This is a genomic window from Streptomyces sp. NPDC047917 (assembly GCF_043204345.1).
GTDB classification, from domain to species: Bacteria; Actinomycetota; Actinomycetes; order Streptomycetales; family Streptomycetaceae; genus Streptomyces; species Streptomyces sanglieri.
In genome coordinates, this window is sequence record NZ_JBIDCA010000019.1 from 37,044 (window position 1) to 59,582 (window position 22,539).

The window sequence follows — 22,539 nt, forward strand, 5'->3', positions numbered from 1 at the left end:
GAAAGGCATGGACAAGCGACCCGACAACCGCTCCGACATCCGGGATTTCCTCGCCGGCCGACGCGCCAGGATCACACCGGAGCAGGCCGGGCTGCCCACCAGCGGCCGGCGCCGCGTTCCCGGCCTGCGGCGGGAGGAAGTCGCCGTTCTCGCCGGCGTCAGCACCGAGTGGTACACCCGCCTGGAAAAGGGCCACATCAACGGGGTGTCCGAAGACGTCCTCGACGCGGTCGCCCGCGCACTCCACCTCGACGACGACGAACGCACCTACCTTTTCGACCTCGCCCGCGCCGCCCAGCCGGCCGACCGCGCACCCCGGCGCCGCAAGGCCGTCGACCTCCCGCCCCGCGTGCAATGGCTGCTCGACTCCATGACCCTGTCCGCGGCCTTCGTCACCAACGGACGCCTCGACATCGTCGCCACCAACGCACTCGCCCGTGCAGTCCTGTCACCCATGTTCGACAGCGACACCGCCGACGACCGCGGCCGTCCCAACTTCGCCCGCTACTACTTCCTCGACCCGGGCGCGCAGGACTTCGTAGCCAACTGGGACCAGGCCGTCACCATCACCGCTGCCTTGCTGCGCGCCGAGGCCGGCCGCTACCCGAACGACAAGGCACTGCGGGAACTCATCGGAGAGCTGTCCACCCTGAGCACCGAGTTCCGCACCCGCTGGGCCGCCCACGACGTCCGCATCCACCACGGCGGCGTCAAATCCTTCAACCATCCCGACGCCGGCCCACTGGAACTCACCTACCAGCCGCTGGACCTGCCCCTGTCCACCCGAGAGGCGCACTCCCTGACCATCTACACCGCCCAACCGGGCTCCCCCGACGAAGACCGGCTCAAAGTCCTTGCCAGCCTGGCAGCCACACCCGCCGGCCCCCAGGCACAACCTTCCCCCGCCACCCCCACGGTCCACCGGAACAGGGCAGGCGACACCAGCGCCTCACCTCAGTAACGGCGTCGGCCCGGTTCGTCGACGCCGACCTCGTACCAGGGCTCGCCGCGCTGGAGCCGGGGCAGGGTGCCAGAGCCGTCACGATCCCGGCTCCCCCACCAGGCCCGGCCGGTGGGTGACCTCCCGGTACGGACGAACTGGCGGATCCTCACCAAGCTCCGTACTGAACCCGCCCGCGTCACCCACCTGTTTCGCGCACTGCTCGTCCTGACGAACATCGAGGCCACTACCGTCAGTTGATCTCTACCGCAGGTAGCCCGCGAGCAGTGCATGCCCCCGGAACAGCGTCACAGGGCCGGGATCGGCTGAGTGAGGTTCACCGGGTTGCCGTCGGGGTCCTGGATGTGGGCGACGCGCTGTCCCCACGGCATGTCGTTGGGGCCGCTGCGGACCGAGCCGCCCAGCGCCGCCACCCGGCCGAGCGTCTCGTCGACGTCGTCGACACCGATGCTGAGCAGGATCCGCGGTGCCGCCCCGGTCCCCGGGTCCGCCTTGGCCACCAGCCCGAGGTCGGTGTCGCCGATGCGCAAGCCGAGGTAGAAGGCCGGGCCTTCCGTCGGTACCCGGAAGATCTCCTCAGCGCCGAACAATTTCGTATAGAAGCCGAGCAGGACATCCTGGTCGGCAGTCACGATCACTGGCTGGATGGTGGACATGGCACTCCTGTCGAGAACGGTCGTGTCGCTGGGTAGACCGTTCGAGGACGGCGAACTCATCGGCAGAACCACCCCACCGGACGATCTACAACACAGACTGCCGACCACAACCAGCACGAGCCCCCGAAACGAGGTCACGCCACCCCGCTGACCAGCCACTTCGAGATGGCGGAGCTTCTCTGGTGAGCGGGGCGTTCTTCTGGATCTGGTCGACCACGGGCGCGAGTGCCTCGTACATCCGCCGCGACATCGGCTCGACGCTGTCGTCGCCGAGTACGTCCGGCCCGGCAGGCGTCTGCTGGAAGTGCGGTTACCAGTGGCGGAGCTCGGTGGTCAGTTCCTCCCACCACTGAAGTCGGTGTTCGTCTTCGGGGTCGAGGTCGGGGCAGGGGCCGAGGGCGAGGACCTGGTCGTCGACGTGGTAGGTGAGGCGGTGGAGCAGGACTCGGGTCGCGCACTCAAGCCGGCGTTCGGTGTACGCCTGCGGCCTAAGGGCTGTCCCGCAATTCCTGGCGGGACAGCCCTTAGGCCGGGCCATCGAGTGGCCGGAGGAAGCGGCGCTCGTACCGCCTGATGCAGCGGGTGTCACGAGCCAACTGGAACGCCTCCTGGCACTCCGGGTCGGACATGCTGTCCGCGCGATACTGCTCGTATGCGGCCAGGCTGGGAAACGAGAAGAGGGCGTAGGCGATGTCGCTGTCGCCCTCACTCGGCAGGAAGTAGCCGTGGTGAGTCCCGCCGAAACGGTTGACGAGCCGGACCCAGCGGCGGCCGTATTCTTCGAAATCCTCAAGCTTGTCGGCGTCGATCTCGTACTTCAGATGAACAGTGATCATGTCCGCAATCATGCCGGGTGCCAGCAGGCAGCGGCCATGGCCTACCGGCCCGGCGCTCCTGCGGCCCGCAGCCCGAACCACCGGGGTCAGGTGAGGCATCCGGTGCGAGGCCGCCCCCCAGCGGTCAGGTACCGATCGCCCCGGGCTGGAGGCCGCCTGTACCGCGGCCCGGCGGCGAACTGATGCCACCCGTCCAGACCGCGGTGGACTTCGCCCTCACCCCCATTGTGCTGAATCACCCCGACCCGTTCGGCAACATCGTCATGCTGATGGAACCGAAGCGTCTGCCTGGCCCGACGATGCAGCGAATCGCCGTCCTCTACTCCGGCAATGCCGGTACCCGCGTACAGGTCGGGCTCCAGCGACAGGACCGTGAGCGGCTCCCCCGCCTTCACCGCGTGCCAGGCGATCACGGCCGCGTGAGCCACCGGCCAGTCCGCGTTCCTCCAGTCCATCGCATCCACCGCGTGCCCGGCGGTGAACGGAACGTTCTCCGCGAACCGCAGGGGACGCCGTGTGCAGGCCCGCACCCGTGACCGGCTGCTCCGCAGCGAGGGCCTTCGACCGCAACCCGGTCCTGCTGCCACCCGAGCTCGCCCGGCTGCGGGCCATCAGTCCACGCCTCACGGTCACCGGGGTGACGATGCCGCCCGCGAGGTCGTCGAGCTGCCGGATGACAGCGGCGCTCCCCTTGGGACGCTTGCTGCTGGAGTTCCGCTCGCTGGTCCGTAAGCAGGAGCCGGGCAGTTGGGAGCACATGGACGACTATGACCTGTCCTTCGAGCGCCTGGCCGACGCCGTCGACGCCGGAGCCAGGGCTCGGCGGGGCACCCGCTGGGAGGGCCCCGACCTCCGGCTGCGCTGCACCACTACCGAGGACGTCTACGAATGGTCGGAGGGCGCCCCCTACGACGGCGGGACGACGGTCACATGGAACGTTCCGGGCTACGTTCCCACGCCACCGGAGACGACTTCACGGACCTGCCTGCCTCGCTGTGCGGCTTCAGGTGGTCGGCTGAGGAAGGCCGGCGGGCGTCGGCGGAGGAAGGCCGGCGGGTGGAGGGCCTGCCGGACTGCCGTGAGTTCCTGCGCGAGGTCCAGCTCGGTGCTGACCGCCCCTGCGGCCGCCGGTGAGGACCGCATGGAGCACAGCCGGATGGCGCAGCACCTCGACGTGCTCCTGACCGTTGTGTTGATGCATCCGCGTACAGGCATCAGACGAGGAGTCGTGATGGGTAGGAAGAAGCCGGGCAAGGCGCGTCGGCCACGTGTGCCACGTCAGTACACCCTCCAGGAGCTCCAGCCGCCTGGTGAGGGTTACGAGGAGTGGATTCGGGTGACCGCTGGCATGAACCCTGACCGGATCGACGATCCGCGGGTCAGCGATGAGGCCCTCGCCTTGATGAAACGGTTGGTTCGGCTCGGCCCTCTGTACGGCAACAAGGTGCCGAAGGCAGCCCTGTATCTGGATGATCTGATCGACACCGGCCGGCTGCCGGTCTTCGGGGACGGCGAGAAGGGCACGCTCCTACCCCTCGCAGAGGCTGCGGCGAGGTTCGGTTTTCAGGATGGTGACCTTCGCGAGTCGCTCCACAACCTGCATGCGGCGGGAATGCTGCTCCTGGACACGGACAACGACCACGACATCGCCGTCATCCGCGTGGTTGCCCAGAAACCCGGGGAACCCGGAGGGCTCTGGCGGTTCCAGGGAGACCCAGACGCGGTCACCGCGAAGACGTGTATCCCGGATGGCATCTGGGAGGATCTGCCCGCTGAGATTGCCGGGGCCGTGATGTATCTGCGAATGTGCCGGTCCCAGTTGCAGGAGCCCGACCCCAAGAAGTTCGGCCAGCACGAGGGAGTGAATGGCACTGCGCACGCCAAGAAGCTGCTCGCCGCGGCGCTGGAGTCCGGCGCTGTCGACGAGAAGGGGTGCGAGGCGTGTCCGGCGGGCCACCTGTGCACCCGCACTGAGGACTGAGCGCGAGCGAGTGGAATGGGCCGCGACCCCGGCAGTTGCGATGCCGGGGCAGGTCGTTGTCACCGGGTGGCTATCCGAGCCAGGTGATGGTGAGGACGGACAGTCGGCGCAGGGACCTGTACCTCAGTAGGTGGGGGACAGTCGGCCGACGGAGACGTGGCGGACGTCCTCGCCCTCGGGGTCCTCCGCCGTTCCACTGCCGAAAGCCCCACGGGCCGCCGGCGGCGTCCAGGACGTCCCAGACCATGTCTTCGACGTGCTCGGGCAGGTTGTCGAGGACCTTCGCGGCCGGGGGCGGAGAAGCGGACCGCGTACGGCTGCTGTGCGGGCACCGACGCCGCCCGCGGAGCTCCGCCATGTCGATGAACTCGCGGGCGTCGTAACCGGAGGCGACGAACGCGTCGACCGCCGGAACGGAGGCGAGGTGGCCCTGCCAGCTCTGGACGACCGCGTACGGAGCGGCGAGGGAAAACGTGCGGCGGGATTCCTCACGACCAGCCGCGATTCGGCCAAGTCGGGGCCTTTGGTTAGCGTTTTTCGCTATATGGGCACTTTCTCCTCGTGAGCACACGACGACTGCTTCCTCTCGCCCTGACCACGCTTCTGCTGGGTATTGCCGCTCCGATGGCTGCGCCCGCGGTTGCGGCAGCCCCTGCAGCGGATCCTTGTGGGTATTTCACCAAGAAACACCTGGCCTTCTACAACCACTGCACCACTGACGGTTCCACCATCCAGATCAAGATCGACCGGATCAATGAGTGGGACACCACGCACTGTGTCCGCCCCGGCATTACTCAACTCGGTACCACTTCGCAGATCCGCAACGCTTGGTACACCGGCAAGCTCTGCTGAGGACGGAGCCTTTTCCGCGACTGCCATGTCGGTTGGGAACGGAGAGCCCGAGATTCTCAAACGGCATGGCAACAGGGCAGGTCAGCCTCGTGGCTCCCGCCAATTGCGCTGCGACAGGACAGCTGTGGAGAGCCCCGTTCGGGTCCCGGATCCGCCAGCTCCCGTGAACAGGACCCGCCAACTGCGATGAGCAGAAGTGTCCCGTCTCGGTGGGCCTGGTCCCGGTCTCAAATGACCTGGTTCGATTCGCTTGGCGTCTCAATTGATCTGGTCCGGCAGGGCAGGTCGGGTCAGATACGGTGCTGGCATGGCAGAGGCCCTTCCCGCTGACGTGGCTGACGTTCTCGACGTCCTTCTCAGCAGCGACGATCCCGTCCACCTGGCGCTCCGCGATCAAATACCCCACCTCCGCGTTCGAGGGCGCTGTACCTGTGGATGTGGCACCGCCTACTTCGAGCTCGACACGGCATCGGTCCGGCCAGCGCCCTCCGGGTCGAGCACGGTGGTAGCAGCAGAAGCACAGATCTACACGGGGAACGGCGATTGCCCCGGCGAAGTCCTGGTCTTTGCCGAGGCGGGCTATCTGTCGTGGCTGGAGGTCTGCTCGTGGAGCGACGACATCAAGGTCACGCTGGCCCTGGCCCAGCAGATGCTGTGCCACTGACCCACCCATGCTGGGCTGCATCGACCAGATTGTTTGAGACGGACTGTCACCCGTTCGTGTGACGCAATCCGGTTCTGAGCCACGATGATCCGCGGATGCTCCACTCTCGCACTGCCGGGGTGATGGAGGCGGGGAGGTGCTCGTGGGTGAGCCGGCGGAGGCCGTTCCGGCCTGGGAGTGGCTCTCGGATATCCAGGTCGGTTTCGTCGGGGCCGACGGCTCCGAGCGGCTCGGTACACTGGCACTGCACTGGGGCGAACGTTTTGAACGTGCCTCGCCCGCTCGGAAGTTCACTGCGTTCAAGGGGCAGAAGAACTTCACGGGCGAGTACTGGGCGGCGACGTCGCGCTCCCTGGTGGGCTACGAGTCGTGGGTTGAGCGGGATGCCGTCATGGCTCTGGACTTCGACCCCGCCGTCACCGCCTTGGCCTCCCAGCCCTTCCGCCTGGTCTGGAAGGACGGGGCGCGCAACCGCGAGCACACCCCGGACTACTTCGTGAGGCTCGCCGATGGCACCGGTGTGGTCGTCGATGTCCGGCCTGAGAGCCTGGTCGATGAGGAAGCCGCCGAGGTCTTCGCGTTCACCGCGCGGGTCTGCGAGACGGCGGGCTGGAGGTTTCGGCTGGTCGGTGACCTGGATCAGCCGTTCCGGGCGAATCTGCGCTGGCTGGCGCGCTATAGGCATCCGCGCTGCCACCGGGCGCCTATAGCGGTCCAGCTGCGGGAGGTGTTCGCTGAACCGCAGTTGCTTGTTGCGGGCGCCGAGCGGGTTGGGGACCGGCTGGCGGTGCTGCCGGTGCTCTATCACCTGCTCTGGATGCACGAGCTGGTGGCGGACCTGGTCTCGGCTCCGCTTGGCGCGGCCACGGCCGTCCGACTGGCGGCCGGGGGGCGATCGTGAGGTCTGCGCGTCCGGGACGGCTGCGGCTGCGGCTGCGGCTGCGGCTGCGGCTGGGCGATCGTGTCAGGTTCGAGGAGCACACCTACACGGTGGTCGGGCTGACCGGGATGCGGGTTCGGCTCGCCGACGTTCACGGCGCCGGCATGCTGGTGGACCAGGCCCAACTTCAGGCCGCCGAGGACTTCGCCGTCCTTGGCGCCGGTGAGCGGGCCGCTCTGGGTTCGGCCGCGTTGCTGGGGCATCTGCCGACGGAGGTGGCGGATCGTGCATTGTGGTGGCAGCGGCACCTGGTCGAGGTCCTGACCGGTCTGTCACCGGATGCCCCGGCCGGGACGAGGCCCCGTCCCGAGTACGATCCGGCCGTTCGTTCGCTGGCGGAGCGCGAGCGGAGCAAGGCGGCCGAACTGGCCGCGCTGGGTGAGGAGATCAGCGCGCGGACGGTCAAGCGCAAGCGGCAGCGTTACGAGGCCGGCGGCGTCGAAGCGGTGGTGGACCACAGGCTCGCCCCGCACGCGTCGCTGCTGGGCCGGGCCGACCCGAGCGTCGTGTCGGCTATCCGCCAGGCCATCGCCGAGAGCGTGGACGCTTCCACCCGGACGATCGAGTACGCGCGCTGGCGGACCGAGCAGATCCTGGCGGCCGAGCATGGCAAGGACGTGGTGGAGATGCCGTCGCGGGCGACGTTCTACCGGCTCTTCGCGAAGTTGTCCGGCGGCGTCCACGTGACCGGCTCGGCCCGCACGCGCCGGTCCCTGGCTGACCAGCCCGAGGGCCCGTTTCGCTACGAGCAGGTCGCGGCGCCAGGCGAGCTGATGCAGATCGACTCCACCCCGCTGGACGTGCTGGTCCGGCTCGATGAGGGGATGCCCGGCCGGGTGGAGCTCTGCGGCCTCGTCGACGTCGCCACCCGCACCATCGCCGCCGCGGTCATCCGGCCGACCACCAAATCGGTGGACGCCTCGCTGCTGCTGGCCCGCGCTCTGACCCTGGAGCCGATGCGGCCCGGATGGATCGACGCCCTCAAGATGTCCCGGTCGGTACTGCCGCACCGCAGACTGCTGTTCCTGGACGAACGCCTGGAGCATGCGGCGGCCCGGCCGGTCATCATCCCCGAGACCATCGTCTGCGACCGGGGCAAGGCGTTCATCTCGGAGAACTTCCGCAACGCCTGCCGAGCCCTGGAGATCACCTTCCAGCCCTGCCACCCCCGCTCGCCTGCAGAGAAGCCCCACATCGAACGCACGCTTGAATCCGTTGCCACGATGTTCTGCCAGTTCCTATCCGGCTACCTGGGCCGCACGGCCGAGCACGGCGGGCGCAACGTCGAGGACGAGCCGCTGTGGTCGATGCTGGAAATCCAGGAATTCCTGAACGAATGGCTCGTCGCCAAGTGGCAGAATCGGCGCCACGACGGGCTCAGGGACCCCGGCAGCCCCGGCCGCACCTTCACCCCGAACGAGAAGCACGCCAGCCTGATCGAGAGCGCCGGCTACGTCCCCCTCGCCCTGGGCGCGGACGACTACGTCGAACTCCTGCCCGCTACCTGGCGGGCCGTCAACTCCTACGGCATCAAGATCAACCACCGCGTCTACGACAACGCGGAGCTGGGCCCCTTTCGACGCCAGCCCTCCGGAGTCACCCGCAAACGGGACCTGTGGGAGATCCACCGCGACCCCTACGACGCCAACTGGGTCTGGGTCCGCAACCACTGGGAAGGCGGCTGGATCCCGGTCCCCTGGAAGCACCTGGGCAGCGTCCCGCAGCCTTTCGGGGACCTGGCCTGGAACCACGCTGCGGCCGACCTGCGTCGGCAGGGCGAGAGCGACCCCACGGAAGAGCAGATCGCCCAGGCCGTCACCGAACTCCTGACCAAAGCCGGGCAGGGGCCCGGCAGCGGGAAAGGCTCCCGGACGCCTCGTCCGTCCCGACGCGACCAGCGTGTCGCCGCCCGGACCCGGGCCGCCGCTGAGGTCCCCGGGCCGAGGCTGCCCAAGCCCGGAACACCACCGGCCCGCACAGACGATCCGCTGCCCCACGATGACGAGGAAAGGGACGGCACGCAGGACGGGCCGATCGCGAAGGTCATCCCGCTCGGCGTGTTCGATCCCTTCAAGGAGGCCGACAAACGATGGTGACCGCTACCGAACAGGGCCCGGACCGGCAGCGTGGATGGCGCACGGCTCTGGACCGGGAGGAACTGCAGCGCTACCTCACCACCCTGGAAGGCTGGCGGGAGTTCACGCGGCAGGATCCGGCCCCGCCCGTCCTGCTGCCCGACAGCGTCCGGGACGCCATGGACCAGGACGAGCGGCTCGACTACGACGACGGCCGGCTCGATTACCACACCCGACTGACGGTGGCCGCGACCTCCACCTTGCGCACGGTCGTCCACACCGGCAGGCGCGCCTGACATTGCTCAACCGGCATGCGATCAGCGCGCGCCGCGGCCTGATCCTGTCTGGCCCGGCCGGCACGGGCAAGACCACCGCGCTCACCCAGTTCGGCAAAACCGTCGAGACCATCGACCGGCGCCGACACCCGGGGGCCGACGGCCGGATTCCGGTGGTCTATGTCACTGTTCCGCCCGCCGCGACCTCACGCATGCTCGCTGTCGAGTTCGCCCGCTTCCTGGGCCTGCCCGTCACCACGCGCGCCAACATCACCGACGTCATCGAGGCCGTCTGCGGCGTCCTCATCGACGCCCGGGTCACCGTCGTTTGCGTCGACGAACTGCACAACCTCTCCCTCGCCACCCGCAATGGCGCCGAGGTCTCCGACACCCTGAAGTACTTCTCCGAGCGCATCCCCGCCACGTTCGTCTACGCGGGGATCGATCTGGAGGAGAACGGACTGTTCGCCGGAACCCGGGGCCGCCAGATCGCCGGACGGTTCAGCGCCATCGAAACCGTCCCCTTCCCCTGCACCGACGAATGGACCGGCCTGGTCAGCACCCTCGAACAGGCCCTGCGGCTGCACGATCACCGGCCTGGCACCCTGGAAGGGCTCTCCCACTACCTGCACGACCGCACCGGCGGCATGATCGGATCGCTGTCCCACCTCATCCGCGGCGCCGCCATCGACGCCATCCTGGACGGCACCGAGAAGATCACCCGCGCCTCGCTGCAGAAGGTGAAGCTCGACCGCGCGGCCCAGACCCGCAAGACCAAGCCCGCCTCGTGAGTGCCCCCGGCAGCGACGAAGGCCGCCTCCGCCTGCTGCCCAACCGCCCGCGTCCAAAAGCCGGAGAGAGCACCGACTCCTTCGTCCGCCGCCTGGCCCTGGCCAACCATCTCAAGCCCAGCTACCTACGGGGCTACCTCGCCGGGCCACCGGACTTCAGCCCTCGACGACGGCTTCGAGCCGACCGGCTCGCCGAACTCACCGGGCGCCAACAGGACGTGCTGGAGCGAACGCTGGCCGACCTCGCCCCGCGGAAGAAGACACCGGCCAAGCCCAAACGACACGTCACGACCGAGGCGGACAAGCCCGCACTCTTCGCGGCGATCCGCGAGGACTCGACAGTCAACCCCGAACTGCCGGTCCAGCGCCTGGCGGAGCGACACCGCGTCAGCCGGCGCATCATCCTCCAAGCCCTCGACTCTCTCACGCCGCCACCACGCAAGAAGCGCGCCGCCGTCAAGAGCCCCACCAGAGAACGCGCCCAAGCAGCCATCGACACGATCATCAACGACCACGCGGCCAAGCACGGCGGCCAGCCTCCAACGGTCATGCAGGCCTGGGAACGGCTGCTCGACGAATGCGACATCACCGTCGGATTCGCCACCGTCCACCGCTACATGTCCGACCACCCGGCCAACAGCCCGTCCACCCTTGCCAGCCACCCGGATCGAACTGCGGGGAACATCCTCGCTCTCACCCGGCAGACCTTCCAGAGCAACGTGTTCAAACACTATCGAGCGCTCCTGACCGCCCTGCAAAGAGACCCGACCCGGCACGGCCTGGACGACTCCTTCGCCGCAAACACCGCCTTCATCCTCGGCCTGGACGCCGGCACCTCCTGGAACATGCTCACGGGCTTCCAGGAGTGGCTCGTCGTCCGCCTGGACCACGGTCACGACCTCACCTGGCCCGTGCTGATCCGCCACCTCGCCCCCGGCGGCTGGATCCATCCGATCACTCCACACGCCGAGTCCGACGCCGTCACTACTCTCTACCGGCTTCTGCGCGAGTACTTCGACCTACGCGAGCAACCCGATGGCCTCGCCGTGATCTTCAAGAACTACCAGTCATGGCTGGCCAACCAGGCGTGGTATCAGTTTGAAACGCCAGAGACGAACCAGGTCAACTGAGACGGCTCCTGGCATCCGCCCCTCCGGGACCCGATCGATTGAGATTTCCGCCGGACGCGCGTCTCAATCGATCTGGTCTCCCCAGGTCAGAGCCCTCTCCTCAGGCCAGATCATCTGAGACGGGACACCCGTGAACAGGACCCGCCAACTGCGATGAGCAGAAGCGCCGTGACCTGCGAGGACTCCGGGATCGATCCGCGAGCGGTCACAATCGGCACTTGGCCACGTCGAGTTCTTGTTGGCCAGCTCGGATTTCGACCGTATCGGGCACTACGAAAAGGCGGTCTCGAAGGGGCGGCCCCCGCGAAGTGTCGAGACTCGGCAGAACGGCGGAGATACCTGTGTTTCTCGCACCCTGCGGGTTGCCCTTGCCCAGGGAGGAGGACTCAACGCCGGAACTGCCTCAAGTGTTGGGCGGCTGCTGATTGGAAGGCTTCGTGTGCCCGGCGGGCTCGGTCTTCCGAGCCGTCGATGGCTGGACGATCGTCGTGTGCGTGGTTTTTGATCTCACTAGACGTGTCAACCAGAGCAGTCGCCAAGCGTAGGAGCGTTGCGTTGTCGGTCGCGAGGGTGAGCGCGGTCACAGCCTTGGTCACTCCGCACTGTGCCTCGAACCGGCCCGCCTTCAGCTCCAGACTTTCCGCCTCGCCCGTCCCGCGGACGACATGTTTCAGGTACTGGTGGCGGCGATAGTCTGTCGCGGCACCGAGCAGGCTGGCTACTGCAGCGGCCAGCGCTTGCCGATCACGATCACGGCGGGCGGAGAGAGTGATGAGGTGCTGCATAGCACCCGCCACAAGAGCACCGAGCAGGGTGCCCAGCACGGCGATGATCGCAGCTGCCACAAGATTCCCCTTCTGCTGTCTTCCTTCCGTATTAGAGGACGCGTTCTCCACCCAAAGCCGGTGTTACCAAATTGATTTGAAGGTACGAGATCAGGTCCTGTCGCGACTGAAGGAGGGCGGTGTCTCGATCCAGCGACTGAGGGCCAACTATCGGTCAACGCTCTGACCACATTGGAATCAACGAAGCACTGGGTGGCCCGGGCCCGGGCCCTGGTCCGGGTCCTGGTCCTGATCCGGGTCCTGATCCGGGTCGGGCCCGTCGTCGGCCCGACCAGGACCCGATGGCCCAGATGGGTGAACCTGAGGGCTCGCGTACGCGGGCGGGGATCTAGGCGAGTGTGCGCAATTACGCCTGAAAGAGAGACGGCGCCGATTGGCGCGGAACACTAGCTTCGGATCATTTGCAGCTTTCCGAGCTCAGCTGAGGGCGTGTCTGGACCGTTCCAGCCAACCCAGCGGGTTCCACTGATGTCGGCGACGAGCGCGGAGCCTACAGTCCAGAAGCTGTGGCTGGGTTCTTCGAAGACGTACCAGCCGTCCAGCCAGAGCGGGATCGACCGGTTGGGCAGGGCCGCCAGCTCGCCAGTGGTGGCGAGGTTGCGGCATCCGAAGACCGTTTCCTGGAGCACGAAGCTCGTAAGGAACTGTTCGAGAGACGGCGTCAGCGGGGTGTACTCGTCTTCCGAGTCGTCGTCCCACATCCAGTGGGCGTTGCTCAGCACGACGGGTGCCGCTGGACCGGCAGCTGTGACACGACATGTCCAGCTGTCCTGGTTCTCGCTGAGGAACTCGACCGTTCCATCGTGAAGGCTCAGAGCCTCGGCGCGTACGAGCACATCTTGTTGTTGGAAGATCCCGGGCGAGTCCGGCAAGTGCTCCTCCGGATTCGGGCCGGGCCAGCGCCCGGCATGACGATACAGGCGTTGGAGCGGCACTGGGAGGAACTCGGGTAGTTCCGTCTCGGTCAGGCCGTAGCTCGGTTGACGTGGTCCGTGCCACACGGTGATGAAGTCCTCAAGCCACTCAACCGAACCATCCGACGCTCGCATGACACCACGATAGACAAAGCCGAATGGGGCGTGAGGCGTGTGAACGGGGCGACGATGGTCACGCGGGCGCAGTCCCCTCGTCGGCCGGCGCGATGACCGAAGCGCGCCGGGATGAAGATGAACTGGACGCGATCGATCCGGGAGGTGCTGTCACGTTGGCTGAGCGGGTGGGATGAGCTTCGGGTTGATCGTGGTGGAGGGGGAGTCCGTGGGGAGCGTGTCGCCGTCGTACAGGGGTCACCGGCACCCGGTCGAGGTGATCTCTCACTGCGTGTGGCTGTACTTCCGGTTCCCGCTCAGCTTCCGTGAAGTCGAGGAGCTGATGCTTCGAGCGCGGCGTGTCTCCTACGAGACCATCCGCCGCTGGTGCCTGAAGTTCGGTCAGCAGTACGCCAACTCGCTGCGCCGCCGCCGGCCCCGACCTGGTGACAAGTAGCACCTGGACGAGGTCTTCCTCAAGATCAACGGCGAGCAGAAGTACCTCTGCCGAGATGTCGACCAGGACGGCATGGTGCTGGACATCCTCGTACAGAACCGGCGGGACAAGACCGCGGCCAGGCGATTCTTCCGTCGTTCGGTGGAGACGACCCGTACGGTGCCGCAGGTGGTCGTCACAGACAAGCTCCGCTCCTACGGCGCCGCTCACCGCGAGGTCATGCCCTCGGTCGAGCACCGCTCGCACAAGGGGCTGAACAACCGGGCGGAGAACAGCCACCAGCCCACCCGGCAGCGTGAACGTGCGATGAAAGGCGTCCGCTCCGCTGGTGGGGCGCAGCGGTTCCTGTCCGCGTTCAGCGGTGTCTCACCGCGCTTCCGGCCCCGCCGCCATCCGATGACCGCCCCCGACTATCGCACCGAGATGCAGCACCGCTTCACCACCTGGGAGCAGGTCACCGGCACCGCCAGTCTGCCCACCACGGCCTGAGTACAGGCCCCACCACGCCCCGACACACCATCAGACACCCAGACACCCAACAACGTGACAGCGCCGGCCGCCCTCGCCGAGCGGGAGGATCAGCTACCTGTCGACGCTGTCGTAGGGGCGCAGCACCTCTCCACCGTCGGAAGTGATGGTGTCCGCACGGCGGTACGGGCTCCCGCCGATGGCGGCGTACCAGGCTGAGTCGAAATCGTTGAGCTGCCAGTGGTCACCTATCGCGACCACCTTCGCCACGGCATGACCGCTCGCGTTGTCGACCCCGGGGATGGATCCAGGCGATTCGAGCAGGAAGCGCGAGAGGATGGCGAAATCGCGCACCTCGACGAGCATCGTGAGCGCGCCAGAACCATTCGTGTGCTCGATGCTGAGGACGTTGGGCAGGCGCGCAGTTGGGTGCGCGACGGCGAGGGCCTGCGAGGGGGCGCAGCTCCGCTGGATGACGGCGAGGCAGGACTCCGGGGCGCCGTGGCCGGCGCCGCGCGGCCCGTGACCCAGGCCGTGCCGCTGTCGCTCGGCCTGATCCAGCGGCGTGCCGCCGTAGCCGGGTCGGCGCCGAGCGTCGAGCAAGGTGTTGCAACGACTACTGGAACTCAAGCGGACAGTGGCGGGACACAATTGTGTTCACTGTTGTGGCCCGGAGTCCCTGGCGGCGGAGCGGGCTGCCGCTGCGGTTCGGTGGATGTGCATCAGCAGCCGCAGCATGACTCCGGGGTCGCTGACCAGTACGCGTCCGTCGGGCTGCGGGTGCAGTGTCCTGGCCGCGCAGGGAACGATGGTGCGCGGGCCGACGAGGTCGCAGCGGGCGCTGGTGAGCAGTTCCTCGGCGGAGGTGAACGAAGAGGGCAGTGGTGTGACAGCGGCCTCCGTGGTCAGTACGGCGGTCGGCAGGGCCGTCAGCGGAGAGCCCGTGGGCGGCCAGCCGAGCCAGTTCAGGGCTGTGGACCAAGGCCATGGCAGTGGCCCGTCGGCTTCGGGCAGAACGATCAGCAGCGCGTGCGTGTCCGCCACCAGCGCCCGCAGCTTCTGCACCTGCGGCGGGAGGGAAGAGGTGCCGGGGTCGGCGTGCGCGGGCAGATTCTCGGGCACCTGGCACAGGTCGATGCGTACGCCGCTGGGCCCTGGCCCGGCGAGTGCGCGCAGCAGAAGTTCCCCGAAGGGGTCGGTGGTCGCGCCGGCGAACAGGCCGAGCATACGTACTTCGTCCATGGTCGTCTCTATTTCAGCGGGAGTTGGACGACAGGGCCCAGGGCTCTGGCGCATGTACGGCAGCGCCCTGTCAGGCGCGCGGTGACGCGGTCCGACGCGGCGCTGCGGGGTTCAGCCCTGCCGTGTTGCCTTGGGGCGCAGCCGGCGGGCGATCAGCATGCCCGCGATGGAGAGCAGGCCGGTGAGGACGAAGACGCCCAGTAGTGCGGTGCGGGTGGAGCCGCCGTGGTTCTGGGCGAATGCGATGGCCGCGCCGCCGAGCCCGGCGATCACGCCGGTCGCCAGGGTCTGGGCGAGCTGCAGCGCGCCGCTGGCTTCACCCTGCTGCTCCGGCGGGGCCTGCTCCAGGGTGTCGGTGGTGGAGGCGTTGAAGCCGATACCCATGCCGAGGCCGCCGATGGCCCATCCGACCAGGGCGGTCCAGGAGGGGATTGCGCTGGTCAGGATCGTCAGCGCAATCAGCGCGACGCCCGCCAGCAGGATGGCGAAGCCCAGCACGGTGGAAGCCGTGCGCGTGCCGTGATTCCCGTTGTCCCGCTTGGCCTGCAGGCCTGAGCCGACAACCCAGGTGAGGGCTCCGGCGGACAGGCCCAGACCGGCCAGTGTGGTGCCCATGCCCCGCAGCTGCTGCAGCCCGAGGGGCAGGAAGGCTTCGCTGCCGAAATAGACACCGCACAGCAGGCCACGGACGACGACACCCGCACCGAGGCCGGCCCGGGCGCTGAGGGTGCCTTCCGGGGCCACCCAGCGCAGCGCGGGCACAGCCATGGCGGCACCGGCCACGGCCAGCACGATCAGCAGGACGAGGTTCTTCAGCAGCAGCGCCTGGAGCAGTACGCCGGTGCCCACGGTGAGCAGGATCGCGCTGGGCAGCGGACGCTTCCACCACAGAGCGGCCGGGGCCGGGGCGGTGGCGGCTGCTTCTGCGCGGTGCAGGCGGCGCAGGCCGGGCAGGGTGAGCAGCGCGGCCACCGCGGCGATCGGCAGCATGAGCAGGAAGACCGAGCGCCACGTGATGAGGTCGGCGAGGATGCCTGTGACAGCGGGACCGACAAGGGAAGGGATCGTCCAGGCCGAGGACACCAGGGCGTACATCCGGGCCCGCAGGCGCTCGGGGTAGGCAAGTCCGATCATGGTGTAGGCCATGGACATGATGGCTCCTACGCCCAGGCCCTGTCCGAAGCGGCCGACAAGGAACAGTGGCCAGGAGGGTGCGGCGCCGGCCACCGCGCAGCCCGCCGCGAAGACGAGCATGCCCAGGGCCATCGGGCGCCAGGGGCCCCGGCGGTCTGCGGCGCGCCCGGCGAGCACGGTGCCGATGATGTTGGCGAGCATCAGTGCCGACAGGCCCCACCCGTAAGCGCCCAGGCCGTCGAGGTCCTCCGCGATGCCGGGCAGCACGGTCGCCACCCCGAGGGACTCGAACGCGACCATGCCGACCGACAGCAGGACGCCGAGGGTGAGCGCGCGGTACGTGCCCGAGAAGACGCTCTCCCTGCCCTCCTTACCGGCTCCGTTCTCTGCGGGGAGAGAGGGTGGGGCTTCTTCGGGGGTGTGCGCGGGGTCGCTGTCCTTCGCGTCGGCGGAGGTTTGGGACATGGGGTGGACTCCTCGAGAGATTTCGTTCCGTTCCATATCGGAACGTAATTGAATGCTACCTATACTTGCCGCATGGTCAACACCAAGAGCGACGGAGGAAGAGCCGGAGCCCGCAGCACCTCCGGCAGGCCGCGGGATACCCGTATCGACGAGGCCGTGCCCGAAGCGGTGATGGAGATCCTCAACGAGGTCGGCTACAGCAGCCTCACGCTGGAGGCGGTGGCCGCCCGCGCCGGTACGAGCAAACCCGCGCTGCGTCGCCGCTGGCGCTCCCGCCAGCACCTGGTCGTGTCGGCTCTGGCCCGGACCATCGGCACTACGCCGACCCCCGACACCGGCTGCACGCACTGCGACCTCATTGCCGGTATCGGCACCCTCAGCGAGGCGTTCACCAGCACCGTCGGCCGAAGAGCACTGCCGGGGCTCGTCGCGGACCTCGCCGACGACCCCCGACTGGAAAAGGAGTTCAAGGACACCTTCTTCCATCCGCGCCGCGCCACCACCGCCGAAGCACTGCGTCGCGGCATCGACCGGGGTGACATCCGGCCCGATGCGGACATCGATCTTCTGCTGGACATGCTGGCGTCGACCACGTACTACCGTGTGCTCTTCGGGCACCTGCCCATCACGCCGGAACTTGCCGAAGACGTCGTATCGGTGGTCATGGCGGGCATCGCCACCAAGCGGTGGTGTGACGAGCACGGTCCCGGCGGCGGTCAGGCGGACGAGTAGGCGGGCGGCAGGAACACCGTCAGCTACTCGCGCTGGCTGACCAGCTCACGCATGGCGTGGGAAACGTGGGTGTTCAGCCCTTCCCACACCAGCACGATCGGCGCCTTGACCAGCTGGTGCGCACCCCCGACCAGGGTGATGAATGCGCGCTCGCCCATGCTGCGGCGTTTGCCTCTGCCCGCGGGGTGGCAGCGCGGGCGGTGGCACAGCCGGGTGCGGGCGAAGGGCCGCGTGGCGATCGGCCCGTCCACCGACAGGCGTACAGAATGCCGTCCGCCGTCCGTCATGCGGCCCCGTCGGCCCCAGGTGCGTCCTTGGGCTGTCCTTGGGGCGGACGGCGGGTGAAGCCTCAGTCCGGTCGTGCATGCGGCCCGGGCGGTCCGCGCCCGACCACAGTAGGCGGCCCTGGCCGTCGCTGACGGTGGTGGTCTTGATGGTGTTCTGCTTCTTCTTGCCGGAAACGAAGGCCCGTCGCCCGGGCCGGTTGGCCTTCGGGCGGCGGACCTGGGGCTCGGCACCGTCGATCCGCGACCGGATCCCTTCGGCCTCGGCGTAGGCGAACACATAAGGGGGATATCCCCCGGTCAAACCCGGAGGAAGCCCCCAGCGCGGCCCGATCCCACCCCAGGCCATGATCGTTTCACCGCCCAGGGAACAAGAACGAGCCGAGGAGTTCAGTATGACCGCGCACCACCAGGCGATCGGCCGACGGAGGCTGCTCGCCGCGACGGCCGGGCTCGCGACCACGGCCCTGCTGGCCCCCACGGCCTCCGCCACGACCACCACCCCCGCCCCCACGGGGACGAAATGCCGGCAGGCCGACGCGCTCCGCGCGCTGGAGAGCGCCGCCCAGCCCCTACGCTCGACGGAACCCAGCGGCAACACCACCGACCTACGGGCGCTGGACGCCATGGTCGGCGACACCAAGGTGCTCGGACTGGGCGAGGCCACCCACGGCTCGCACGAGTTCTTCGCCATGAAGCAACGCGTCTTCAGCCACCTCGTCGAGGAGAAGGGCTTCACCACCTTCGCCCTGGAGATGAGCTGGACGGCGGGCCTGCGGATCGACGAGTACCTGCAGGGTGCCCCCGGCGACGCCCGGCGGATCGCCAAGGAGACACTGACCGGATCACCCTGGGAGCGCGAGGAATTCGTCAGCCTCATCGCCTGGATGCGGCGCTACAACGACCGCCACCCCGACCGAAAGGTCCACTTCATGGGCAACGACATCGGGGCGCCCAAGCTCGGCAACGCTGTCTTTGACCGGGTGCTCTCATACGCCCGGACGAGCCGCCCCCAGGACGTCGCACGCCTTGAGGAACTGTACGCGGGCCTGCGTCCCCTCGACGACGTCTTCGCCTACCTGCGCAAGCCCGTCGCGGAACGTCGCCTCGACGCCACCACCGCCCAGCAGGCGTTCGACCTGGTCACCGCCTACAAGGGGGCCGGCGGCGACGCCTACGAATGGGCCGCGCAGCATGCCCGCAACATCGCCCAGACCTTCGCGTTCACCTCGCTCGACCTGTCCGACCCGGCATCGGTGTCCGCCGCGGAGCACCTCCGCGACCGGGTCATGGCCGACAACACCGCCTGGTGGCACCGCCGCACCGGCGACAAGATGCTGCTCTCGGCGCACAACGGCCATGTGGGCTACCTGGCCACCGACCCGGTGATGTACCCCACGCCCCAGGGCGTCTTCCTGCGCGAGGCCCTCGGCCGGGACTACGCCGCCATCGGCTTCACCTTCGGCCGCGGCTCGTTCCTCACCGCGACCACCCTCGGTAGCCCTTGGAACAAGGTCACCGTCCCCGCAGCCACCCCCGACATGCAGGAGTACACCCTCGACCGGGTACACCACCGCGACTACTACCTCGACCTGCGCACCCTGCCCGCCGCGGGCCGCACCTGGCTGGACATCCCCCGCCCCACCTACGAGGCCGGCTCGTCCTTCAAGAAGGACCCGCTCCCCACTCTCGCCATCACCCGGGCCTACGACATTCTCATCCACCTCAACCAGGTCCACGCAGCCACCAGTCTCTGACCCAGGGTTGAGGGTCCGTCAAACGAGTGGTGTAACTGGGGTTGATGGTTACTGACGGGCTACAGGGAGGCGGCCGCCGTGGATGCAGCCGCAACTGCTCGGCGACGCCCTCGGTGCGCATGGCGGTCTGGTCGTGCATCCGGCCGGGCTGGTCGGCTCCGGATCACAGCAAACGGACGCCCGAATACTGGGCGCATTCGGGCGTTCCGACAACGCGGCGAGGTGCCGTGGCTGTCGTCGCATACCCGCCAGGAATTGCGACGACAGCCCTTAGCCGACCGAGAAGGCGCCGAGCTTGAAGGAGTCGGCGCAGAGGCTGAAGACACCGCCCGGCGAGCCGTCCGCCTTCATCACGTTCACCGTGGTACCCGCGTCCTTCGGCAGCGCGACCTTGACCGTGGGCGATTCCGTCCTGCAGGAGAGGCGTGCGGTGCCCTCGGTGTTCACGTCGTTGTACATCACGTCGGCCGTCGCCGTGCCGCCCGCCGGGATGTCGACCGCATCCGAGCCTTCCTCGGAGTTGTCCGCGGAGACCGGCCCGCTACCCTTCGCCTCATCGGCGACGGTCACGACCGTGGGACCGACGATGGTGCAGGCGGCGCCGGAGGAGTTGGTGATCCTGAGCGAACCGGCGGCCGCCTGCGACTCGCTGGCGTGGTTCGCGCTCTGGCGGAACTGCGCCGAGGTGTTCTGGGTGGTGCAGGCCGCGGTGGCGCCACCACCGGACGAGCTGCCGCCGGACGAGGTGCCGCCGGACGAGGTGCCGCCACCGTTCGAGCTGCTCCCGGACGAGCTGCCGCCACCGTTCGAGCTGCTCCCGGACGACGCCTCGGGCGAAGCCGCGGTCGAGGCCGACGAACCGGCGGCGGCGTCAGCCTCGTCGCCGCTGTTGCAGCCGGTGAGCGCGAGCATGGACAGTGCGGCGAGTACGCCGGCAGCGGCTATGCGGGTACGGGCACGAGTACGCATGAACTTCCTTCTTCCCCATCAAAAAGCCTCAAGGCCAACTGAGAAGCAGGATGATCCTTCAAGACGCACGGGTTGCATCCGAAGGCGCAGTCTCACCAAGTCCGCACGAACTCCGCCCAAGATCATTGCCGATACCCGCGCCATCCGCTCCACCTCGACGAATCCCCGCAGCCACCGTCTCCGGCAACGACGCGTCCCGCGAAGGTCGAGGAGGTCCTCAACCGCTGACGGAGCCACACAGCTCCGCTTCCCCCATGAACGAAGTTCCAGGACCCGTGGAATTCGCCCCATCGGCCTGGGGCTCCGTGGTACGGCAGACTCCGGTCGTCTCGTCTCGTCTCGTCTCGTCTCGTCTCGTCTCGTCTCGTCTCGTCTCGCCTCGACCGGGCCCTGCCGCGCGTAATATCGCCCGACTCTCCGCCGAGTGAAGCGCTCCAAAGCACTGAACGCGTGCCGCCCGGGCCGGGGAGCGAGGAGGCCGCACCGCACTGGCTTTGTTCACGACTCGCCAGGTTCTGGACGGTGAGCTCTGGGACGCACGCGTGCTGCGCGCGCTACGGAAAGCACGCGCGGAGTTGGTCGAACCGGTTCCACTGGCGGAGCTCGTCAGCGACCGGCTGCTCAACGCCGTGCCCTTCCTGCACAGCCGCGCTGTACCGGCCGTGCTACGGCGGCACCCACATTGGGCGCACCTACGCTGCGGACAAGCGGATGTCCCGTGCGGACGGCTTCCTGCGCTGTCTGTGCCGGCAGCGGCGGCACGCCAACAGGGCTGGAAATCTGGAAGTCCGTCTGGCGGGTCCAGGCTCGCCCTGCTCTGCTCTGCTCTGGGACCTTCCCTTGCGGTCCCGACTCCCATGCGGACGACGAGGCCAACGGCCCTGGCCGGAATAGCTGACGCCTACATCTTTCCGAGGCAACTGAGGTCCGGCCGGCGCCTGGCAACAGGCCGGACCTCAATCGTGCTCAGCCGGCTGTCAATGTCCCAGCTCATGCATCACCCGGCACCGGAACCGACTGCCTCCGGTGTTACGGCCCGGCGGCTTCGACCCCTCCACTTGCTCACTTAAAGTGAGCGAGTCTTTACATGCAGCAATGAAGGGGATGTTGTGTTCCGTACCATGAAGCAGCGCCTGGCAGCCGGTGCCACCGCAGTGGCCCTGGCCGCCGTCACCGCCTCGCTCTCCGCCCCGGCCACGGCTGCAGGCGCCAAGGCCGCCACCGACCTGACCTACGGCAGCAAGATCCTGCTGCAGAACCAGTACGGCGGTGACGGCGGCTACCTCGACACGAACGGCGTCTCCGGCCAGCCCGGCGCCACGTACAACGTCAACACCAACCAGACCCCGAACAGCCGGGGCCCGGCGACATCGGAGTGGAAGGTCGTCTCCGCCACCGGCAAGGCAGCCGGTACCCGCGTCACCAGCGGCGACGTCGTCTACCTCATCAACAAGTACGGCAGCGGCACCTACCTCGACACCAACGGCGTCTCCGCCAGGAGCGGCGCCAAGTACATGGTGTCGGCCACCGCCACCAAGGACCGCGGCCCGGGCACAGGGAAGTGGCACATCTTCGGCAAGACGTCCTCCCCCGCGGACGGCCACATCCGCACCGACGACATCGTGCACCTGCTCAACGACTACGGGTCCGCCAACGGCGGGTTCCTCGACACCAACGGTGGCGCCAACCAGTCCGGCGCCAAGTACGACGTGACCACCAGCCACTACACCGACCGCGGCACCGGCACCGGCTCCTGGAAGGTGCTGCCCGCCACCTGACCGCTCCCACGCCCCGCCCGTGCGTGAACCATACGCACGGGCGGGGGCGGACATCCGGGCCGGCCCGCCCTCGTCCCCCACCGCAAGAACCAGCTGATGCGGTCTGGACCGGGGGCTGGTGAACCCCAGCACCAGGGCGTCGACCGTGTCCGCGTGCCACTGGTGAAGAGGCAGTATTTGGACTCTGTGCTATTTCGGGGCCGCAGGAGCGGCCCGGGG

General features: G+C 68.2%; 23 protein-coding genes and 2 pseudogenes. 15 read left to right on the forward strand and 10 right to left on the reverse strand.

Annotated features, from left to right (window positions below):
- Positions 1 to 7: 7 nt before the first annotated feature.
- On the forward strand, positions 8 to 961 hold the full coding sequence (locus ACGF8B_RS36830) for a helix-turn-helix domain-containing protein (RefSeq protein WP_392746752.1): 954 nt from the start codon (positions 8 to 10) through the stop codon (positions 959 to 961).
- A gap of 111 nt (positions 962 to 1,072) precedes the next feature.
- Positions 1,073 to 1,201 (forward strand): hypothetical protein, encoded by a 129-nt coding sequence (locus ACGF8B_RS36835; RefSeq protein ID WP_392746753.1) that lies wholly within the window; start codon positions 1,073 to 1,075, stop codon positions 1,199 to 1,201.
- Positions 1,202 to 1,248: 47 nt separating this feature from the next.
- Here ACGF8B_RS36835 and ACGF8B_RS36840 read toward each other — a convergent pair whose 3' ends face one another.
- Positions 1,249 to 1,617, reverse strand: coding sequence for a VOC family protein (locus tag ACGF8B_RS36840; protein WP_392746754.1), 369 nt, complete (start codon positions 1,615 to 1,617; stop codon positions 1,249 to 1,251).
- A 182-nt stretch (positions 1,618 to 1,799) separates the two neighbouring features.
- On the opposite strand from ACGF8B_RS36840, the gene ACGF8B_RS36845 reads away from it, so the two are divergent.
- Positions 1,800 to 1,970 carry a hypothetical protein gene (locus ACGF8B_RS36845; RefSeq protein WP_392746756.1) on the forward strand — a complete coding sequence of 57 codons (171 nt, stop codon included), beginning with the start codon at positions 1,800 to 1,802 and terminating at the stop codon, positions 1,968 to 1,970.
- 171 nt (positions 1,971 to 2,141) lie between these two features.
- Here the strand turns inward: ACGF8B_RS36845 and ACGF8B_RS36850 are convergent, their stop codons facing one another.
- Positions 2,142 to 2,453, reverse strand: coding sequence for an NIPSNAP family protein (locus ACGF8B_RS36850; protein ID WP_392746757.1), 312 nt, complete (start codon positions 2,451 to 2,453; stop codon positions 2,142 to 2,144).
- Positions 2,454 to 3,210: 757 nt separating this feature from the next.
- Here ACGF8B_RS36850 and ACGF8B_RS36855 point away from each other — a divergent pair.
- The 8 genes from ACGF8B_RS36855 to ACGF8B_RS36890 all read left to right on the forward strand — a co-directional run bounded on the left by ACGF8B_RS36855 (position 3,211) and on the right by ACGF8B_RS36890 (position 11,161).
- Entirely contained in the window at positions 3,211 to 4,434 is a 1,224-nt protein-coding gene (locus tag ACGF8B_RS36855; protein WP_392746759.1) for a hypothetical protein, read from the forward strand.
- A 561-nt stretch (positions 4,435 to 4,995) separates the two neighbouring features.
- Positions 4,996 to 5,286, forward strand: coding sequence for a DUF6355 family natural product biosynthesis protein (locus ACGF8B_RS36860; RefSeq protein ID WP_392746761.1), 291 nt, complete (start codon positions 4,996 to 4,998; stop codon positions 5,284 to 5,286).
- A 502-nt stretch (positions 5,287 to 5,788) separates the two neighbouring features.
- Positions 5,789 to 5,950 carry a hypothetical protein gene (locus ACGF8B_RS36865; RefSeq protein WP_392746763.1) on the forward strand — a complete coding sequence of 54 codons (162 nt, stop codon included), beginning with the start codon at positions 5,789 to 5,791 and terminating at the stop codon, positions 5,948 to 5,950.
- Positions 5,951 to 6,092: 142 nt separating this feature from the next.
- Positions 6,093 to 6,851 carry a TnsA-like heteromeric transposase endonuclease subunit gene (locus tag ACGF8B_RS36870; RefSeq protein WP_392746765.1) on the forward strand — a complete coding sequence of 253 codons (759 nt, stop codon included), beginning with the start codon at positions 6,093 to 6,095 and terminating at the stop codon, positions 6,849 to 6,851.
- Positions 6,852 to 6,994: 143 nt separating this feature from the next.
- A complete protein-coding gene (locus ACGF8B_RS36875; RefSeq protein WP_392746945.1) occupies positions 6,995 to 8,986 on the forward strand; it encodes an integrase in 1,992 nt (663 codons plus the stop codon).
- Positions 8,980 to 9,261 carry a hypothetical protein gene (locus ACGF8B_RS36880; RefSeq protein ID WP_392746767.1) on the forward strand — a complete coding sequence of 94 codons (282 nt, stop codon included), beginning with the start codon at positions 8,980 to 8,982 and terminating at the stop codon, positions 9,259 to 9,261. The genes ACGF8B_RS36875 and ACGF8B_RS36880 overlap by 7 nt, the downstream gene beginning before the upstream one ends.
- Before the next feature lie 2 nt (positions 9,262 to 9,263).
- Complete coding sequence (locus ACGF8B_RS36885; RefSeq protein ID WP_392746769.1) at positions 9,264 to 10,031, forward strand: TniB family NTP-binding protein; 768 nt, start codon at positions 9,264 to 9,266, stop codon at positions 10,029 to 10,031.
- Positions 10,028 to 11,161, forward strand: a complete 1,134-nt coding sequence (locus ACGF8B_RS36890) for a hypothetical protein (RefSeq protein WP_392746771.1) — start codon at positions 10,028 to 10,030, stop codon at positions 11,159 to 11,161. Before ACGF8B_RS36885 ends, ACGF8B_RS36890 begins: the two co-directional genes overlap by 4 nt.
- A 386-nt stretch (positions 11,162 to 11,547) precedes the next feature.
- Here the strand turns inward: ACGF8B_RS36890 and ACGF8B_RS36895 are convergent, their stop codons facing one another.
- Both ACGF8B_RS36895 and ACGF8B_RS36900 read right to left on the reverse strand, forming a co-directional pair.
- Positions 11,548 to 12,006, reverse strand: a complete 459-nt coding sequence (locus ACGF8B_RS36895; protein ID WP_392746772.1) for a hypothetical protein — start codon at positions 12,004 to 12,006, stop codon at positions 11,548 to 11,550.
- A gap of 386 nt (positions 12,007 to 12,392) precedes the next feature.
- Positions 12,393 to 13,055: a hypothetical protein gene (locus ACGF8B_RS36900; protein WP_392746773.1), complete on the reverse strand. Its 663-nt coding sequence runs from the start codon at positions 13,053 to 13,055 to the stop codon at positions 12,393 to 12,395.
- Between the two features lie 172 nt (positions 13,056 to 13,227).
- Here ACGF8B_RS36900 and ACGF8B_RS36905 point away from each other — a divergent pair.
- Positions 13,228 to 13,980, forward strand: a pseudogene (locus ACGF8B_RS36905) (IS6 family transposase).
- 93 nt (positions 13,981 to 14,073) lie between these two features.
- Here the strand turns inward: ACGF8B_RS36905 and ACGF8B_RS36910 are convergent.
- The 3 genes from ACGF8B_RS36910 to ACGF8B_RS36920 form a co-directional block, all read right to left on the reverse strand.
- Entirely contained in the window at positions 14,074 to 14,589 is a 516-nt protein-coding gene (locus ACGF8B_RS36910; protein ID WP_392746775.1) for an Lrp/AsnC ligand binding domain-containing protein, read from the reverse strand.
- Between the two features lie 27 nt (positions 14,590 to 14,616).
- Positions 14,617 to 15,201, reverse strand: coding sequence for an NAD(P)H-dependent oxidoreductase (locus tag ACGF8B_RS36915; protein WP_392746776.1), 585 nt, complete (start codon positions 15,199 to 15,201; stop codon positions 14,617 to 14,619).
- Between the two features lie 111 nt (positions 15,202 to 15,312).
- Positions 15,313 to 16,800, reverse strand: a complete 1,488-nt coding sequence (locus ACGF8B_RS36920; RefSeq protein ID WP_392746778.1) for an MFS transporter — start codon at positions 16,798 to 16,800, stop codon at positions 15,313 to 15,315.
- Positions 16,801 to 16,872: 72 nt separating this feature from the next.
- Here ACGF8B_RS36920 and ACGF8B_RS36925 point away from each other — a divergent pair, with 72 nt between their 5' ends.
- The gene (locus tag ACGF8B_RS36925) at positions 16,873 to 17,532 is read left to right on the forward strand and encodes a TetR/AcrR family transcriptional regulator (protein WP_392746780.1); all 660 of its coding nucleotides are present in this window, start codon (positions 16,873 to 16,875) and stop codon (positions 17,530 to 17,532) included.
- Positions 17,533 to 17,555: 23 nt separating this feature from the next.
- On the opposite strand, the gene ACGF8B_RS36930 is transcribed toward ACGF8B_RS36925, so the two are convergent.
- Both ACGF8B_RS36930 and ACGF8B_RS36935 read right to left on the reverse strand, forming a co-directional pair.
- Positions 17,556 to 17,690, reverse strand: a complete 135-nt coding sequence (locus ACGF8B_RS36930; RefSeq protein ID WP_392746954.1) for a hypothetical protein — start codon at positions 17,688 to 17,690, stop codon at positions 17,556 to 17,558.
- A gap of 187 nt (positions 17,691 to 17,877) precedes the next feature.
- Positions 17,878 to 18,126 (reverse strand): annotated as a pseudogene (locus tag ACGF8B_RS36935) (transposase family protein); the annotation flags it as partial.
- Between the two features lie 85 nt (positions 18,127 to 18,211).
- On the opposite strand from ACGF8B_RS36935, the gene ACGF8B_RS36940 reads away from it, so the two are divergent.
- On the forward strand, positions 18,212 to 19,573 hold the full coding sequence (locus tag ACGF8B_RS36940; RefSeq protein WP_392746782.1) for an erythromycin esterase family protein: 1,362 nt from the start codon (positions 18,212 to 18,214) through the stop codon (positions 19,571 to 19,573).
- Between the two features lie 270 nt (positions 19,574 to 19,843).
- Here ACGF8B_RS36940 and ACGF8B_RS36945 read toward each other — a convergent pair whose 3' ends face one another.
- The gene (locus tag ACGF8B_RS36945; RefSeq protein WP_392746784.1) at positions 19,844 to 20,542 is read right to left on the reverse strand and encodes a DUF4232 domain-containing protein; all 699 of its coding nucleotides are present in this window, start codon (positions 20,540 to 20,542) and stop codon (positions 19,844 to 19,846) included.
- A gap of 1,121 nt (positions 20,543 to 21,663) precedes the next feature.
- Here ACGF8B_RS36945 and ACGF8B_RS36950 point away from each other — a divergent pair.
- Positions 21,664 to 22,320, forward strand: a complete 657-nt coding sequence (locus tag ACGF8B_RS36950) for a hypothetical protein (RefSeq protein ID WP_392746786.1) — start codon at positions 21,664 to 21,666, stop codon at positions 22,318 to 22,320.
- Positions 22,321 to 22,539 lie beyond the last annotated feature (219 nt).